This window comes from Ruegeria sp. CRTD044 (assembly GCF_059613485.1).
Genome location: NZ_JBXWSP010000004.1, coordinates 80,752 through 96,898, shown reverse-complemented (window position 1 = coordinate 96,898; position 16,147 = coordinate 80,752). Strand labels below are relative to the sequence as shown.

Genomic DNA, 16,147 nt, shown 5'->3' with positions numbered 1-16,147 from the left:
ACTGGGAAATCCGCGTTTATTTCTTTGCCTGAGCGGTTTGAGATGGTCTAACTGTTTCCAAGGGATCGCGGCGCCGCGACAAGCGGCGCAAATCAATGCGGCCCGGGACAGGTGGAGCCATTTTATGCAGGCGAGCAGACGTAGGGGCGGTCTGAAGAACTGGTGCGCGGGTGTGTTTTTTGCCCTCGCCCCGACCTGTGCGATGGCACTGGAAACATCGCTTGCAGCGCCAGGTTTGTCGGACGACTTGAAAAAGCAGATTGAGGAAACGTCCTCGGTCATGACTGCCGACAACCGGGGTCTGGACACGCCGCTTGAAGTTCTGTCCGCCGCATTGTCGGATTACCGAACGATCGTGCAAATTCTCTATGATGCCGGATATTTCGGCCCGTCGGTCAGCATCAAGCTGGACGGGAAGGAAGCGGCAGATCTCAGCTCGCTGAGCGTTCCTGCGCAGATCAATCGGGCAACGATCACCATTCGCCCCGGCAAAGCGTACAATTTCGGAACCGCAGTCGTTCAGCCTCTGGCCCCCGATACCGAGTTGCCCGAAGAGTTTGCCTCCGGCAAGCTGGCCACGACCGGCGCCATTCAACAGGCGACTTCGGCCGGGATTCAGGCCTGGAAGGACGCGGGCCACGCCAAAGCCAAGCTGCGCGATCAACAGATCGTCGCCCGGCACGCACAGGCACAGTTGGACGCCCGGATCGACCTGGACCAAGGACCGCGCCTGAAGTTCGGCAAGATGTATATCGAAGGCGGCACCGATGTCCGCCACAGCTCGATCGAAAAAATCGCCGGCTTCCCCTCGGGCGAGGTCTACTCGCCGGAAAAGCTGCAGAAAGTCGGCACACGGCTGCGGCGGACCGGTACGTTCAGCACCGTCTCGATCCAGGAACGGGACACGCCGAACCCGGGCGGCACGCTGGATTTCGACGCCACTTTCGAGGACTTGCCCAAACGCCGCCTGACGTTCGGGGTCGAACTGGCCTCGCGCGATGGTCTCGACTTGACTGCGACCTGGACCCACCGCAACGTGTTCCGCCGCGCTCAACGGCTGCGCTTTGAGGCCGCCATCCGAAACATCGGCGGGTCTGAGGATATCGACGGGCGGTTGGGTCTGCGTCTGGATCAGCCCGACCGACTGGGCCCGGACGACAATACCTTCTGGAGTGCGCTGCTCGAGCGCCGAAACACCGACAATTACAGCGTGTCGGTTGCCTCGCTGACCTATGGTGCGCGGCGGACGTTCTCGGACGAGTTGTATGCCGAGGCGGCTGTGGGTTTTTCCATCTCGAACGCTGACGACGCCTATGGTGACGGCCGCAAGTTCAGATATTTCATCATTCCGTTCCGGTCCGAGTGGGACAAACGCGACAGCAAGGTCAGCGCCACCCGCGGGTATTACCTGGACAGCCAGTTCATGCCCTTTGTCGGCATCTCGGGCACGGATACCGGGCTGCGCCTGTTTTTCGACGGTCGCGCCTATACCAGCCTGGGCACTGGCGGTCGGATCGTGCTGGCCGGACGGGTGCAACTTGGATCGATTCTCGGCCCTCCGGCGGATGGTGTCACACCGGATTTCCTGTTCTTCTCCGGCGGCGCGGGCACTGTGCGCGGTCAGCCCTATGAAAGCCTTGGTGTCCCCGTCGGCACGGGCATTACCGGCGGCAAGTCCTTTCTTGGCCTGTCGGGCGAGGTGCGCGGTAAGGTCACTGAAAAGCTGTCTCTTGTAGGGTTTTACGACTACGGTATCGTGGACACGTCCTCGTTCATCGGCAGTGGCGCCGAGTACCACGCGGGCGCGGGCCTTGGCGTTCGGTACGATCTGGGCGGCTTCGGCCCGCTGAGGCTGGACCTGGCGGTGCCTGTGCAAGGTGACACGGGCAACGGGCTGCAGTTCTATATCGGGATCGGGCAAGCATTTTGAGGCGTTACCTTTCATATCCTCTGGCGGTCGGGGCAACCGCCTTTGCCCTTTCCGGCCCCGTGGCCGCGCAAGAGGAAGAGAGCGGCGGTCTGCTGACCGATTTCCTGCAGAACACGTTATCCGGGGACAACCGCAATATCCGGGTCATCGGCCTTGAGGGCGCGCTGAGCTCTCGCGCACGCATTCAGGAGATCACGGTGGCCGACGACGAAGGAGTCTGGCTGACCATCAAGAACGCCGAGCTGGATTGGAACCGGCTGGCCCTGATCCGCGGCCGGTTTTCCGTGAACGCCCTGACCGCCGAAGAAATCGACATCGCACGCGCACCCGGCAAGACCACCACGGACGAACCGGCCGCCACCGCCGAGACCGAACCCTTTCAACTGCCCGAACTGCCCGTGGCGATCGAGATCGGTGAACTGCGCGTCGACGAATTGTCTCTGGGCGAACCGCTGATCGGCGTTGCGGCAGACCTTTCGGTGGACGGAAACTTGAATCTGGCCGATGGCGCGCTGGACACCAAGCTGGACATCAATCGGTTGGACCGGGCCGGCGATCAGATAAATCTTGTGGCCGGTTTCCAGAACGAAAGCCGGCAAATCGACCTGGACCTGACCATCTCCGAGGCGTCAGGTGGGCTGATTTCGACCGCATTGAATATTCCGGACAGCCCACCCATCGGCCTGACGGCCAAAGGGTCCGGTCCGATCACCGATTTCACGGCGGATATCGGGCTGAGCAGTGACAATGTCGACCGTGTCTCGGGCCAGGTGCGCCTGCGCGGGATCGAGAAGACCGAAGGGGCGGCAGACGAAGGCATTGCCTTTACCGCCGACCTGGGCGGCGACCTGACTCCATTTCTGGCCGCCAACATGGATACGTTCTTCGGTACGGATACACGCCTGTATGTCGATGGCCGTACCGGAGCCGAAGGTGCGCTGGAGATTACCGAGGCGGACATCACGTCCGAAGCTTTGAAACTGGAAGCGCAGCTCAGCCTTGGAACAGGTGGGGCGCTGCAACTGGCAGCCGTCCAGGCACGGATCTCGCCGCCGGCCGGGGACGACGTCGTCCTGCCATTCGGTGGAGGAGACACATCCGTCAAGGCCGCACAGCTCTCTGCCCTGTTCGACCACGAAAACGGCAATCATTGGGATCTGAGCCTGACGACCGAGAATGTTGTCACACCACAAATCCAGATTGCGCACACGCGGTTGACCGCACAGGGCACTCTGACTCAGATCGGCGGTCTGGACCTGTCCGGAGATCTTCAAGCCTCTCTGGACGGTTTGGACTTGGCTGACCCTGCTCTGAACACAGCGGTGGGCGATCGCGTCACCTTGGATGGCCTGTTCGAATACGGACGGGACAAATCGCTCCGACTCTCGGGTATCGAACTTGGGGGAACCGACTATTCAGCGACCGCCGATGCGGTCGTCAGCGGGCTGGAAAGCGGTCTGAAAATTGACGGATCGGCAACGGTGGAGGCGTCAGATCTGTCTCGTTTCTCTGAGGTCGCCAAATTGGATCTGGGCGGCCGGGCGTCGATCCGGGTCGAGGGGGCGGGCTCGCCGTTGGAGGGCAGTTTTGACGGCAAGCTGGCCGTTTCCGGACAAAACCTGTCCACTGGTCGGGGCGACATCGACCCCATCATCGCGGGCGAGACGGACATCACGCTGGACGCCAAGCGGGATGCAAACGGCATCCTGATCCGCGCTTTCACCATCGACGGCGAAACATTGAACGCACAGGCGGATGGCGCTGTCACCACTCCGAACGGCAATTTGACCATCGACGGCCAGGCCCGCGTGAATGCCTCGGACCTCTCAGTATTCTCCGGCCTCGCCAAGCGCGATCTTGCGGGGGCCGTTCAGGCCCAGGTGGATGGCAAGGGCACCGTGCAGACCCTTGAGTTTGATGGCACTGCGCAGGTGACGACTACAGACCTGCAAACCGGGCTGGATCAGGTGGATCCGCTTGTGACCGGGCGCGTTGTCCTGAACTTCGACGGGGCCCGCACCGGTGACCGGATCGAAATTCGAAAAGCAACCGTTGACGCAGCCGCGCTGAATGCCCAAGTCGCGGCAACCATCGACGATCCGACCGGAAACCTGGCTTTTGACGGTCAGGCGCAGGTAGATGCCCCCGACCTGTCCGTCTTTTCCGGACTGGCAGGCCGTACGTTGGCGGGCGCGGTCACAGCGGATGTGACCGGTCGAGGGGCCCGTGGCAGCAAAGTCTTCGACGTGCAGGGCAAAATCAATGCAGAGGACATCCTGACCGGAATCGAAGCGGTGGATGCGCTGATCCCCGGACAGACGACGCTGACAGTCGACGCATCGAACGGCGATGAAGGGTTGAACATCCGAAACTTCCGGCTTGCAGGGACAGCCTTGTCCGCCAACGCATCCGGCATCTTGAGCCGCGAAAGCGGCGGGCTGAGCTTCTCCGCCGCGTTGGACGACCTCGCCCGGGTTTCACAGACCCTGACGGGACCGCTGAAGGTGAACGGGAATGTGGCCCCCACATCCAGCGGAGTCGAGGGCACGGTCAGAGTGACCGGCCCGGAGACGTCCTACGCCAATCTTGTAGGCAGCGTGAATACGGATGGCTCGGCCGACCTGGACTTTGACGCCAAGTTCGATCGGGTCGAACGTTTTGCGCCCGAGTTTCCGGGCAGCTTGACGGCGAAAGGCAATGCAACGCGCCAGAACGGCGTGTGGACCATTGATGCCAATGCCGCCGGACCAGCCGAGATCAGCAGTGCAGTCAAAGGAACCTATGACGAAGCCTCGGGCAATGCCGACATTTCTGCACAGGGCGGCGTCAATTTGGGTATTGCAAACATCTTCATCACGCCCAACAAGATCGACGGATCGGCCCGGTTCGACCTGGCGTTGAAGGGCAAGCCGGCGCTGGAGACGGTGAGTGGTCAGATCACCACCTCAGGGACGTCGATGGCGATCCCCAGCGTTGGGCAGACCATCACCGATATCGGCGGAACTGTAGACCTTGCCAACAGCCGCGCAACGGTTTCGATGCGCGGCGGCATGCGCGCCGGAGGCGGATTTACGGTCAGTGGCCCGGTCGACCTGACACCGCCGTTCAACGCGCAGATCACAACTGCAATCAACAACCTCGTCCTGACCGACAATCTTCTGTACGAGACCACGTTGAACGGCCAGATCGCAATGACGGGCGCCTTGGCAGGGAACAGTTCGCTGGTCGGGCAGATCACGTTTGGCGAGACCAACATCAACCTGGCCGCGGCATCTGGCGCGGTCGGGGCCGCGCCGATCCCGAAAATCGAACACGTGAACGAAAGCAATGCCAGCTACGTCACTCGGGAACGGGCGCAGTTGGTTGAAAAAGAGGAAACGTCGCAATCGGACTCTCGCATCTCTCTCGACATCAGCCTGTTGGCCCCCAAGGCGGTTTTCGTGCGAGGCCGCGGTGTGAATGCTGAATTGGGCGGTGCTATCTTCATCAAGGGCACCACCAAATCCGTCATCCCATCGGGCCAGATCGAACTGATCCGCGGCAATCTGGACATCCTTGGCCGGAGGCTGGCGCTGACCAAGGGCGTGGTCAGCCTGCAGGGCGACCTGACGCCGTATATCGAGTTCGAATCCTCGGCCAGCACTTCGGATGGAACCGCGACGTTGGAAATCGCGGGCCCGCTGGATTCTCCGACAGTCGATGTGTTCTCGGACCCCGAACGCCCCGCCGAAGAGGCGCTGGCCATGCTGCTGTTCGGCAACCGCTTTTCCGAACTGTCCCCGTTTGTCATTGCCCAGATGGCCGCGTCGCTGGCCCAGCTGAGCGGTGCCGGTGGCGATGCCACCAAGGGCGTTCGGGACGCCACGGGCGTAGATACCGTCGACGTCGGCGCGACCGAGGGCGGCGGCGGGCGTCTGGGCGCCGGCGCTTATCTGAGCGACAACCTGTACACCGATTTCACCGTGAACACCGAAGGCGACACCGAGGTGAACCTGAACCTGGACGTCAGCGACAGCGTGACGGTGCGTGGCACCGTAGATGGGCGCGGCGATACCGGCATCGGGATTTTCTTCGAGCGTGACTACTAGGGTTGGGCGGGACCGCCACCCTAGACTTCTTCGACGGACAAGACCCCATCCAGTGATTTGATGGCACCCTTGATCTGGGGATTGATCGGGAACTCCTGCCCCAGATCCATTTCGACCTCTCCCGGCAAGCCCGGATCCAGCAGACACAAATGGATCGGCCCTTTCGAGGCGTTCTTGGCCGCCCCCGCGGCATCCGCGAGAACGCTGGCGACCGTCGACAGCGCCTGTGATTGGTCCAAAAAGATACGAAGCCCGGTCGCGCCGGCCTCGGCCACGACTGAATCCGCCGGCCCGACCGAGCGCGCCAGCAGCTTCAGCTGGTCGGCCTCCATCGTGGCTTCGGCCGTCAGCACGACCTGCGCGCCGGTTTCCAGGTATTCGCGTGATTTCTCCAGGGTTTCCGAGAACAGCGTCACCTCGTACGCCCCCGTCGGGTCGGACAGCTGTGCAAAGGCGAACCGGTTGCCCTTGGCCGATTTCCGCTCCTGTCGCCCGGCGACCACACCGGCCATCTTGGCGATCAACGGACCCGAGCGTGCCTTTTCGGTGACCTCGTCGAGTGTCATCACCTGCTTGCGTTTCAGGGCCGGCATGTAGTCGTCCAGCGGGTGGCCGGACAGGTAGAAGCCGATCGCCTTGAATTCTTCGCTCAGCCGTTCGGCGGGCAGCCAGTCGGGCGATTTCGACAGGCGCGGTTCAGGCAGATCGTCGCCCGCCTCGCCGAACAGCGACACCTGGTTCGAGTTCTTCTGTTCGTGGATCGCCGCCGAATACTGCACCAGCTGTTCCAGGCTTTCGAAGACCCGGCGGCGGTTCTTGTCCAGCTCGTCAAAGGCCCCCGCGCGGGCCAGCATCTCCAGCGGCCGTTTGCCGACCTTCTTCAGATCGACCCGGCGGGCAAAGTCAAAGAGGTTGACGAACGGCTTGTCGCCCCTGCCCTGCACCACGAGGTTCATCGCCTCGACGCCCACGTTCTTGAGCGCGCCCAGCGCATAGACCAGTTTGCCATCCACCACATCAAACGTCGCCTGCGACCGGTTTATGCAAGGCGGCACATAGGGCAGTTCCAAACCCTTGCGGACCTCTTCGAAATAGATCGCCAGCTTGTCGGTCAGATGGATATCGCAGTTCATGACACCGGCCATGAATTCGACCGGGTGGTTCGCCTTCAGCCAGCCGGTCTGATAGCTGACCACCGCGTAGGCCGCCGCGTGAGATTTGTTGAAGCCGTAGTTGGCGAATTTCTCCAGCAGGTCGAACACCTCGGACGCCTTCTTGGCATCTACCCCGTTCGCGGCTGCCCCGGCCTCGAATTTCGGGCGCTCGGCGTCCATCGCCTCTTTAATTTTTTTACCCATCGCGCGGCGCAGCAGGTCGGCGCCGCCGAGGCTGTAGCCCGCCATGACCTGCGCGATCTGCATCACCTGCTCCTGGTAGACGATGATGCCTTGCGTTTCTTCCAGAATGTGGTCGATCAGCGGGTGGACCGAAGTGATCTTGCGCTGGCCATTCTTGACCTCGCAATAGGTCGGGATGTTCTCCATCGGGCCGGGGCGGTAGAGCGCGACAAGCGCCACGATGTCCTCGATGCAGGTGGGTTTCATGCGCTTGAGCGCATCCATCATGCCCGAGCTTTCAACCTGGAACACCGCCACGGTCTTGGCCGCGGAATAAAGCTTGTAAGTGGCCGGGTCATCCAGCGGAATGGCATTGATCTGGTTCTCGGCCCCCTCGGCCGGCTCATAAAGCTGCCGACCGTCGGCCGCCACGTGCAATGGCCGTCCGGACTTGAAGATCAGGTCCATGGCGTTCTGGATGACCGTCAGAGTCTTGAGGCCCAGAAAGTCGAATTTCACCAGACCGGCCTGTTCCACCCACTTCATGTTGAACTGGGTGGCAGGCATGTCCGAGCGGGGGTCCTGATAGAGCGGTACCAGCTCGTCCAGCGGCCGGTCGCCGATCACCACCCCGGCGGCGTGGGTCGAAGCGTTGCGCAGCAGCCCCTCGACCTGCTGGCCGTAAGTCAGAAGGCGGTCGACCACCTCTTCGTTGCGGGCCTCTTCGCGCAGGCGCGGTTCGTCTTTCAGGGCCTTCTCGATCGACACCGGTTTGACGCCTTCGACCGGGATCATCTTGGACAGGCGGTCCACCTGGCCGTAGGGCATCTGCAGCACCCGTCCGATGTCGCGCACCGCGGCCTTGGACAGGAGCGCGCCGAAGGTGATGATCTGGCCAACCTTGTCGCGGCCGTATTTCTGCTGAACATACCGGATCACCTCTTCGCGGCGGTCCATGCAGAAGTCGATGTCAAAGTCGGGCATCGACACCCGTTCGGGATTCAGGAAGCGTTCGAACAGCAGGCTGTAGCGCAGCGGGTCAAGGTCGGTAATCGTCAGCGCATAGGCCACCAGCGACCCCGCGCCCGAGCCACGGCCCGGACCGACGGGGATGTCGTGATCCTTGGCCCATTTGATGAAATCCGCAACGATCAGGAAATAACCGGGGAACCCCATGCCCTCGATGATGTCCAATTCGAAATCCAGACGTTTCTGGTATTCCTCGGGTGGGACGGCGTGCGGGATCACCGCCAGTCGGGCCTGCAGACCCTCGTTGGCCTGGCGGCGTAGCTCCTCGACCTCGTCATCGGCGAATTTCGGCAGGATCGGATCCCGCTTGTAGGCCATGAAGGCGCAACGTCTGGCAATCTCGACCGTGTTTTCGATCGCCTCGGGCAGATCGGCAAAGAGCGTGACCATTTCCTGCGGCGACTTGAAGTAATGCTGCGCGGTCAGGCGGCGGCGGCCCTCTTGCTGGTCGACATAGGCGCCCTCGGCAATGCAGATCAGCGCATCATGCGCCTCGTACATATCCGAGGTCGGGAAATAGACGTCATTCGTGGCCACCAGAGGCAGGTTCTTGGCATAGGCCATTTCCACATGGCCGCGCTCGGTCAGGCGCTCGGCCTCGGGCTGGCCATCCTCGCCGGGATGACGTTGCAGTTCCACATAAAGGCGATCGGGGAACATCGCGGCCAACCGATCGACCAGCAACTCGGCTGCCGGACGCTGGCCCTGCTGCAACAGGCGGCCAACGGGGCCGTCCGGTCCGCCGGTCAAGCAGATCAGCCCATCGGAATGCGCAGCCAACTCCTCAAGCGTGACCTGGGGCAACTGCCCGCCCTTGTCCACATAAAGGCACGAACTGAGCTTCATCAGATGCTCGTACCCCGTCTCAGATTGTGCCAGCAGTACAATCGGCGCGGGGGGCTTGGGTTTTTCCCCCGGCTGCGCTTGGATATATGCCAGATCAACCTGGCAGCCCATGATCGGCTGCACACCCGCACCACTTGCGGTAACCGAGAATTCCAGCGCTGCGAACATGTTGTTGGTGTCCGTCACCGCAACTGCGGGCATGTCCATCTGCTCGCACAGCGTTGGCAGTTTTTTCAGTCGCACCGCCCCCTCAAGAAGGGAATATTCGGTGTGAACTCGGAGGTGGATGAATCGAGGAGTACTGCTCATACGAGGCAGGCTATCGCACTCGCGACCCGGGAAAAAGCCGGAACAGTTAAGGGTGATTGCTGAAAAAATAGCCGCGCATTATTCGGAGATTCCAGAAGGTGCTTCAGCCGACGCCGCCGGCGTTTCACCAAAATCTCTTTCAATTCAGATGCCTAGATAATAATGACGTGGTGCATATCAAGGCATGGGATCGGGAATGGTACATTCGGCAGGCAGTTTTTCTTGCCAGCGCGCACAGGCTGTTTCTAACATCTTCAGGCAAGCTACAAGCCCGCTTCTTTCTCTACGTCGCATCGAGACAGGAGCACCCATGGGCGCAACCGGGTAAGGCGACGGGTTTCAAGAATGAATATCACGTTTCTTCTGAACGGAGAGACAGTGGAGCTGGCGGATGTCGATCCGACGGCCACATTGCTGGATTGGCTGCGCGAGGATCGCGGCCTGACCGGCACCAAGGAAGGCTGCAACGAGGGCGATTGCGGGGCCTGCACCGTCATGGTTACGGACGAGGCCGGTGCCAAGGCGCTGAATTCCTGCATTCTTTTTCTGCCTCAACTGCACGGCAAGGCTGTGCGCACGGTCGAGGGGGCGAGCGGGCCTCACGGCGAGCCCCATCCCGTCCAGCAGGCGATGGTGGATCTTCATGGCTCGCAATGTGGATTCTGCACACCCGGTTTCGTGATGTCGATGGTGGCGAGCCATGCAAATGGCGCGACCGATCACGACACGCAACTGGCCGGCAACCTGTGCCGCTGCACCGGCTATGCGCCGATCATCCGCGCGGCAAAGGCCGTCGAAGACCAGCCGGTGCCGGTCTGGGTCAAGGACAAGCCGGTTGCGGCCAAGCCGGCCTCGCCCCTTCTGCCGAAGTCATCCGACGAACTGGCCAAAGTCTTTGCCGCCCATCCCGGTGCAACTTTGATCGCGGGTGCCACCGATGTCGGCCTCTGGGTCACCAAGCAACTGCGGAACCTGGACCCGGTGATCTTTCTGGGCAGCTGCGACGATCTGAAGGAGATCTCGGTCACTGAAGACGAAGTGCGCATCGGCGCGATGGTGGACATGAACCGCATGGGCGCGGCGATGGCCGATCTGCATCCGTCCTATGCCGAGATGATCCGGCGCTATGCCAGCGTGCAGGTGCGCCACGCGGCTACGGTGGGCGGCAATATCGCGAACGGCTCGCCCATCGGGGACAACCCGCCCGCGCTGATCGCGCTGGGGGCCACATTGCACCTGCGCAAGGTCGACGAGAGGCGGGCGATCCCGCTGGAGGATTTCTTTGTTGATTACGGCAAGCAGGATCGCGCGCCCGGCGAGTTCGTGGAAGCGGTCAGCTTTATGCGCCAACCCGATCGGCTGAAATGCTACAAGCTGAGCAAACGGTTCGATCAGGATATCTCGGCCGTCTGCGGCTGTTTCAACATCACCGTTTCGGACGGCGTCGTCTCGCAAGCCCGGATCGCCTTTGGCGGAATGGCCGGTGTGCCGAAGCGCGCGACACAGGTTGAGGCCGCGCTGACCGGTCGCCCGTGGACGGCGGAAACGGTTCAAAGCGCCTTGCCGGCCTTTGCCGAGGACTATTCCCCGATGAGCGACATGCGTGCCTCGGCCTGCTACCGGCTGGAGACCGCAAAGGCCATGCTCGAACGCTATTTCCTAGAAGACCAGGGCGAGCTGACCAATGTGCTGGAGGTATCGGCATGAGCGTGACCAAGCCCCTGCCCCATGACGCGGCACCCCTGCATGTGTCGGGAACCGCCCGTTATGTTGACGACATTCCGACGCCCAAGGGTACGCTGCATCTGGCGTTCGGCCTGAGCCCGATCGCCAAGGGCCGGATCACGGCGATGGACCTGTCAGACGTCCGCGCGGCCCCGGGAGTCGTTTTGGTGATGACGGCCGAAGATCTGCCCTTTGCCAATGACGTCTCGCCCTCGATCCATGACGAGCCGCTGCTGGCGGATGGGACGGTGAACTATGTGGGCCAGCCCGTGTTTCTGGTTGTCGCCACCAGCCATCTGGCGGCGCGCAAAGCCGCGCGGTTGGGCAGGATCGACTATGCCGAGGAAACGCCGATCCTGACGATCGAGGAGGCTCTGGCCGCAGACAGCCGGTTCGAGGACGGCCCCCGCATCTATGCCAAAGGTGATGCGGAAGCCGCCATCGCGCAGGCGGCGCATGCGATCGAAGGCACGTTCGAGATCGGCGGGCAGGAGCATTTCTACCTGGAAGGTCAGGCCGCGCTGGCGGTGCCGCACGAAGGCAGCGACATGCTGGTGCATTCCTCGACCCAGCACCCGACCGAGATTCAACACAAGGTAGCTGATGCTTTGGGCGTTCCCATGCATGCGGTGCGGGTCGAAACCCGGCGGATGGGCGGCGGGTTCGGTGGCAAGGAAAGCCAGGGCAACGCGCTGGCCGTGGCCTGCGCAGTTGCGGCACGGGCAACCGGTCGAGCCTGCAAGATGCGCTATGACCGCGATGATGACATGACCATCACCGGCAAGCGCCACGCCTTCCGCATCAGCTACAAGGCCGGCTTCGACGAAAACGGCCACATTCAGGGCGTTTCCTTCCTGCACTACGCCATCTGCGGCTGGGCGCAGGACCTGTCGCTGCCGGTCGCCGACCGCGCGATGCTGCATTCCGACAATGCGTACCTTCTGCCCAATGCGCGGATCGAGAGCCATCGGCTGAAGACCAACACACAATCGGCCACCGCCTATCGCGGCTTTGGCGGGCCGCAGGGAATGGTGGGCATCGAACGGGTGATGGATCACGCCGCGCATGTACTAGGTCTGGACCCGGTCGAGCTGCGACGGCGAAACTACTATGAACCGGCGCATGCAGGTGTTGAAGAACCGGTGCAGGACAAGCCGCTGGGCCACCCGGATCCGAACGAGGATCTGACCAGCCGCGGCGCGGTCGAAACCGGCCGCTCGGTGGTGCGCCCCGTTCCCGCGGGTGGGAACACCACCCCCTACGGCATGGAAGTCACCGATTTCGAGTTGCATCCCATGACCGAAGCCTTGCTGGAGTCCTGCGATTACGCAGCACGCAAGGCGGCGATCGAGAAGTGGAATGCCGAAAACCGCGTGATCAAGAAGGGCATCGCCTTTTCACCGGTCAAGTTCGGCATTTCCTTTACGCTCACCCATCTGAACCAGGCCGGGGCGTTGGTGCATGTCTACCAGGACGGCTCGGTGCATCTGAACCATGGCGGCACCGAGATGGGCCAGGGCCTGTTCCAGAAAGTGGCGCAGGTAGCGGCCGCGCGGTTCGGCATTCCGCTGGAGATGGTGAAGATCACGGCGACCGATACCGCCAAAGTGCCGAACACCTCGGCCACGGCGGCCTCGTCCGGCAGCGATCTGAACGGGATGGCGGTCAAGGCCGCCTGTGACACGATCCGCGACCGGATGGCCGCCTATCTGGCCGAGCGGCATCAGACCGATCCAACGGCGGTCGTCTTTGCCGATGGCCGGGTCAGCGTGGGCGAGGAAAGCTACAGCTTTGCCGAGGCGGCAGCGCTGGCCTATCAGGGGCGCGTCAGCCTGTCGGCAACCGGGTTCTACAAGACCCCCAAGATCGAGTGGGACCGGATCGCCGGACGCGGGCGCCCGTTCTTCTACTTCGCCTATGGAGCTTCGGTGACCGAAGTCGCCGTGGACACTCTGACCGGCGAGAACCGCATCCTTCGGACGGATATCCTGCATGATGCGGGTGCTTCGCTGAACCCTGCGCTGGATATCGGCCAGGTCGAGGGCGGCTATGTGCAAGGTGCGGGCTGGCTGACGACCGAGGAACTGGTCTGGGACGACAAGGGCCGGCTGCGCACCCATGCGCCATCGACCTACAAGATCCCTGCCTGTTCGGATCGCCCCGACATCTTCAATGTCGCACTTTGGGACTGCCGGAACCGCGAGGACACGATCTATCGCTCAAAAGCGGTGGGTGAGCCGCCCTTCATGTTGGGCATCTCGGCCTGGCTGGCCCTGTCGAACGCGGTTGCGGCCTGCGGTGACGGGTATCCGGCGATCAATGCCCCAGCCACCGCCGAAGAGGTCTGGACCGCCGTTCAACGCATGCGTGGAGGCACCTGATGGGATTTGACCGGGAGACTTTGAGGGAGGCGGTCAAAACGCATGGCAAGGTGACTCGCGTGGTCATTGCCGCAATCCGAGGCTCGTCCCCGCGCGAGGTCGGCGCTGCGATGCTGGTCTGGAAGGGCGGGCAATCCGGCACGATCGGGGGCGGCACGCTGGAGTATCAGGCGGCTGAGGCCGCCCGGGTTCAGCAAAGCCCAACCCGCCTGTCCCGCCATGCGCTGGGTCCCGACCTCGGGCAATGCTGCGGCGGTGCCGTAACGCTGCTGAGCGAGGTCTATGACCTGAAGTCCGTCGAGGCCCTGGACGATACCGTCATCGCACGCCCGACTGCCGGTGGTGACATGCCATTGTCGGTCAAGCGGCTGCTGGCAACCGCACGCGCACAGGGTATCGCGCCTGAACCGCAATTGCTTGACGGCTGGATGATCGAGCCGGTGCACACACCGACCCGCCAATTGTGGATCTGGGGGGCCGGTCATGTCGGACGGGCGCTGGTGGATGTGCTGTCGCCTCTCCCCGATCTTGCCATCACTTGGGTAGACACCGCAGCCGACCGGTTTCCGGCTGACATCCCAGCAGGTGTAACCGTGGTTCCGGCAGCGAACCCGGCCGACCTCGTGCACCACGCACCGGTTCAAGCCGAGCACTTGGTGCTGACTTATTCACACAATCTGGATCTGGAACTGTGCAACCGGCTATTGACGCACGGTTTTCACTTTGCCGGGCTGATCGGCTCGGCTACGAAATGGGCGCGATTCCGCTCGCGCCTGGCTGCGCTGGGTCACTCACCGGCTCAGATCGCCCGGATCACCTGCCCGATCGGTGACCCATCGTTGGGCAAGCACCCGCAGATGATCGCAGTTGGTGCGGCAGCGCAAATCCTGCGCCCCGCCCGACAGAACGACTTGAAGAAGGACCAGAGCGCGTGACCACTCCACTACTGAGCTTGCAGGGGTTGACCAAGGCCTATCCCGGCGTCGTGGCCAACGACCAAGTGTCCTTTGACATCGGTGAGGGCGAAGTTCACGCCCTGCTGGGCGAAAACGGCGCGGGAAAATCCACGCTGGTGAAGATGATCTACGGGCTGGTCAAGCCTGACAGCGGCACGATGCTGTTGCGCGGCCAACCTTATGCGCCGGCCGAGCCGCGCGCGGCCCGTGCCGACGGCATTGCCATGGTGTTCCAACATTTTTCGCTGTTTGACGCGCTGAACGTGGCCGAAAACATCGCCTTAGGCATGGAAAGCCCGCCGCCGATGGGTGATCTGGCATCGCGCATTCGCGAGGTCTCGGAGACCTATGGCCTTCCGCTGGATCCGTATCGTCGGGTTGGTGATCTGTCCGCCGGTGAACGCCAGCGGGTTGAGATCATCCGCTGCCTGCTGCAGGACCCAAAGCTGCTGATCATGGACGAACCGACCTCGGTCCTGACCCCGCAGGAGGTAGATATCCTGTTCGAAACACTGAAAAAGCTGCGGTCGGAGGGAACCTCGATCCTGTATATCTCGCACAAGCTCGAGGAAATCCGCACGCTGTGCGATCACGCCACCATTCTGCGGCTGGGCAAGAACGTGGGTGAATGCACACCCAGCGAAACAACCGCCCGCGACATGGCCGAAATGATGGTGGGATCAGCCCTTCAGACCCCTGAACGGTCCGGGCGAGAGTTCGGACCCGTAGCACTGGATGTTACCGGGCTTTCGGTTCCGTCCCCTTCCGAATTCGGGACCGCGCTGAAGAACGTGCACCTGACCGTGCGCAAGGGCGAAATCCTTGGCATCGGCGGCGTGGCTGGCAACGGTCAGGATGAACTGCTGGGCGTTTTGTCCGGCGAAATTCTGACGGACGCGGATGCGATCCGCTTCAACGGCCAGCCGATTGGCAAACTGGGTCCGACGGCCCGGCGCAGACTGGGTGTGCTGACGGCCCCGGAAGAGCGGTTGGGACATGCCGCGGCGCCGGACATGAGCCTGACGGAAAACGCTCTGCTGACCGGCTCGGTGCGCGAGTCTTTGGAGAAGAACGGTTTTTTGAAATGGGCTGACACCCGCATTTTTGCGGAGAAGATCATTCAGGCATTCGACGTGCGGACCCCGGGGCCGGAAAACGCCGCGCGGTCGCTGTCGGGCGGCAACCTGCAGAAATTCGTCATCGGCCGGGAAGTCCTGCAAAACCCCGAAGTTCTGGTCGTGAACCAGCCGACCTGGGGCGTCGACGCCGCCGCAGCCGCTGCGATCCGTCAGGCCATTCTGGACCTTGCGGCCAAGGGAACGGCGGTGGTCTGCATCAGCCAGGATCTAGATGAGCTGATGGAGATTTCCGACAGTTTCGCCGCCTTGAACGAAGGGCGCCTCAGCGCTCCGCGTCCCACAACTGGCCTGACCGTCGAAGAGATCGGTCTGATGATGGGCGGCGCGCATGGGATGGAGGTGGCCCATGTGTAACCTACGCTGCCGCCTCTGGCGCAAAAATCCAAAAAAGACGAAGACTTTGGGGG

Annotated in this window: 7 protein-coding genes; 6 read left to right on the top strand and 1 reads right to left on the bottom strand. The window is 62.4% G+C overall.

Going from position 1 to position 16,147, the window contains the following annotated elements:
• Window positions 1–247 precede the first annotated feature (247 nt).
• Together AC2FNL_RS03350 and AC2FNL_RS03345 are read left to right on the top strand one after the other, a co-directional pair.
• Window positions 248–1,930, top strand: a complete 1,683-nt coding sequence (locus tag AC2FNL_RS03350; protein ID WP_496832395.1) for an autotransporter assembly complex protein TamA — start codon at window positions 248–250, stop codon at window positions 1,928–1,930.
• The gene (locus tag AC2FNL_RS03345) at window positions 1,927–6,018 is read left to right on the top strand and encodes a translocation/assembly module TamB domain-containing protein (protein ID WP_496832393.1); all 4,092 of its coding nucleotides are present in this window, start codon (window positions 1,927–1,929) and stop codon (window positions 6,016–6,018) included. Before AC2FNL_RS03350 ends, AC2FNL_RS03345 begins: the two co-directional genes overlap by 4 nt.
• Before the next feature lie 20 nt (window positions 6,019–6,038).
• On the opposite strand, the gene dnaE is transcribed toward AC2FNL_RS03345, so the two are convergent.
• A complete protein-coding gene (gene dnaE, locus AC2FNL_RS03340) occupies window positions 6,039–9,539 on the bottom strand; it encodes a DNA polymerase III subunit alpha (RefSeq protein WP_496832391.1) in 3,501 nt (1,166 codons plus the stop codon).
• A 345-nt stretch (window positions 9,540–9,884) separates the two neighbouring features.
• On the opposite strand from dnaE, the gene xdhA reads away from it, so the two are divergent.
• Genes xdhA through AC2FNL_RS03320 form a run of 4 tightly spaced genes read left to right on the top strand, consistent with a single transcriptional unit; the run spans window position 9,885 to window position 16,094 of the window.
• Window positions 9,885–11,246 carry a xanthine dehydrogenase small subunit gene (gene xdhA, locus AC2FNL_RS03335; RefSeq protein WP_496832389.1) on the top strand — a complete coding sequence of 454 codons (1,362 nt, stop codon included), beginning with the start codon at window positions 9,885–9,887 and terminating at the stop codon, window positions 11,244–11,246.
• Window positions 11,243–13,645 (top strand): xanthine dehydrogenase molybdopterin binding subunit, encoded by a 2,403-nt coding sequence (gene xdhB / locus AC2FNL_RS03330; RefSeq protein WP_496832387.1) that lies wholly within the window; start codon window positions 11,243–11,245, stop codon window positions 13,643–13,645. The genes xdhA and xdhB overlap by 4 nt, the downstream gene beginning before the upstream one ends.
• Window positions 13,645–14,580, top strand: coding sequence for a xanthine dehydrogenase accessory protein XdhC (gene xdhC / locus AC2FNL_RS03325; protein ID WP_093962819.1), 936 nt, complete (start codon window positions 13,645–13,647; stop codon window positions 14,578–14,580). The genes xdhB and xdhC overlap by 1 nt, the downstream gene beginning before the upstream one ends.
• Entirely contained in the window at window positions 14,577–16,094 is a 1,518-nt protein-coding gene (locus AC2FNL_RS03320) for an ABC transporter ATP-binding protein (RefSeq protein WP_093962820.1), read from the top strand. Before xdhC ends, AC2FNL_RS03320 begins: the two co-directional genes overlap by 4 nt.
• Window positions 16,095–16,147 lie beyond the last annotated feature (53 nt).

Excerpts from the sequence above, each read along its gene's own strand:
- xdhA (WP_496832389.1), top strand. The coding sequence starts at position 9,885 with ATGAATATCACGTTTCTTCTGAACGGAGAGACAGTGGAGCTGGCGGAT.
- xdhB (WP_496832387.1), top strand. The coding sequence starts at position 11,243 with ATGAGCGTGACCAAGCCCCTGCCCCATGACGCGGCACCCCTGCATGTG.
- dnaE (WP_496832391.1), bottom strand. The coding sequence starts at position 9,539 with ATGAGCAGTACTCCTCGATTCATCCACCTCCGAGTTCACACCGAATAT.
- xdhC (WP_093962819.1), top strand. The coding sequence starts at position 13,645 with ATGGGATTTGACCGGGAGACTTTGAGGGAGGCGGTCAAAACGCATGGC.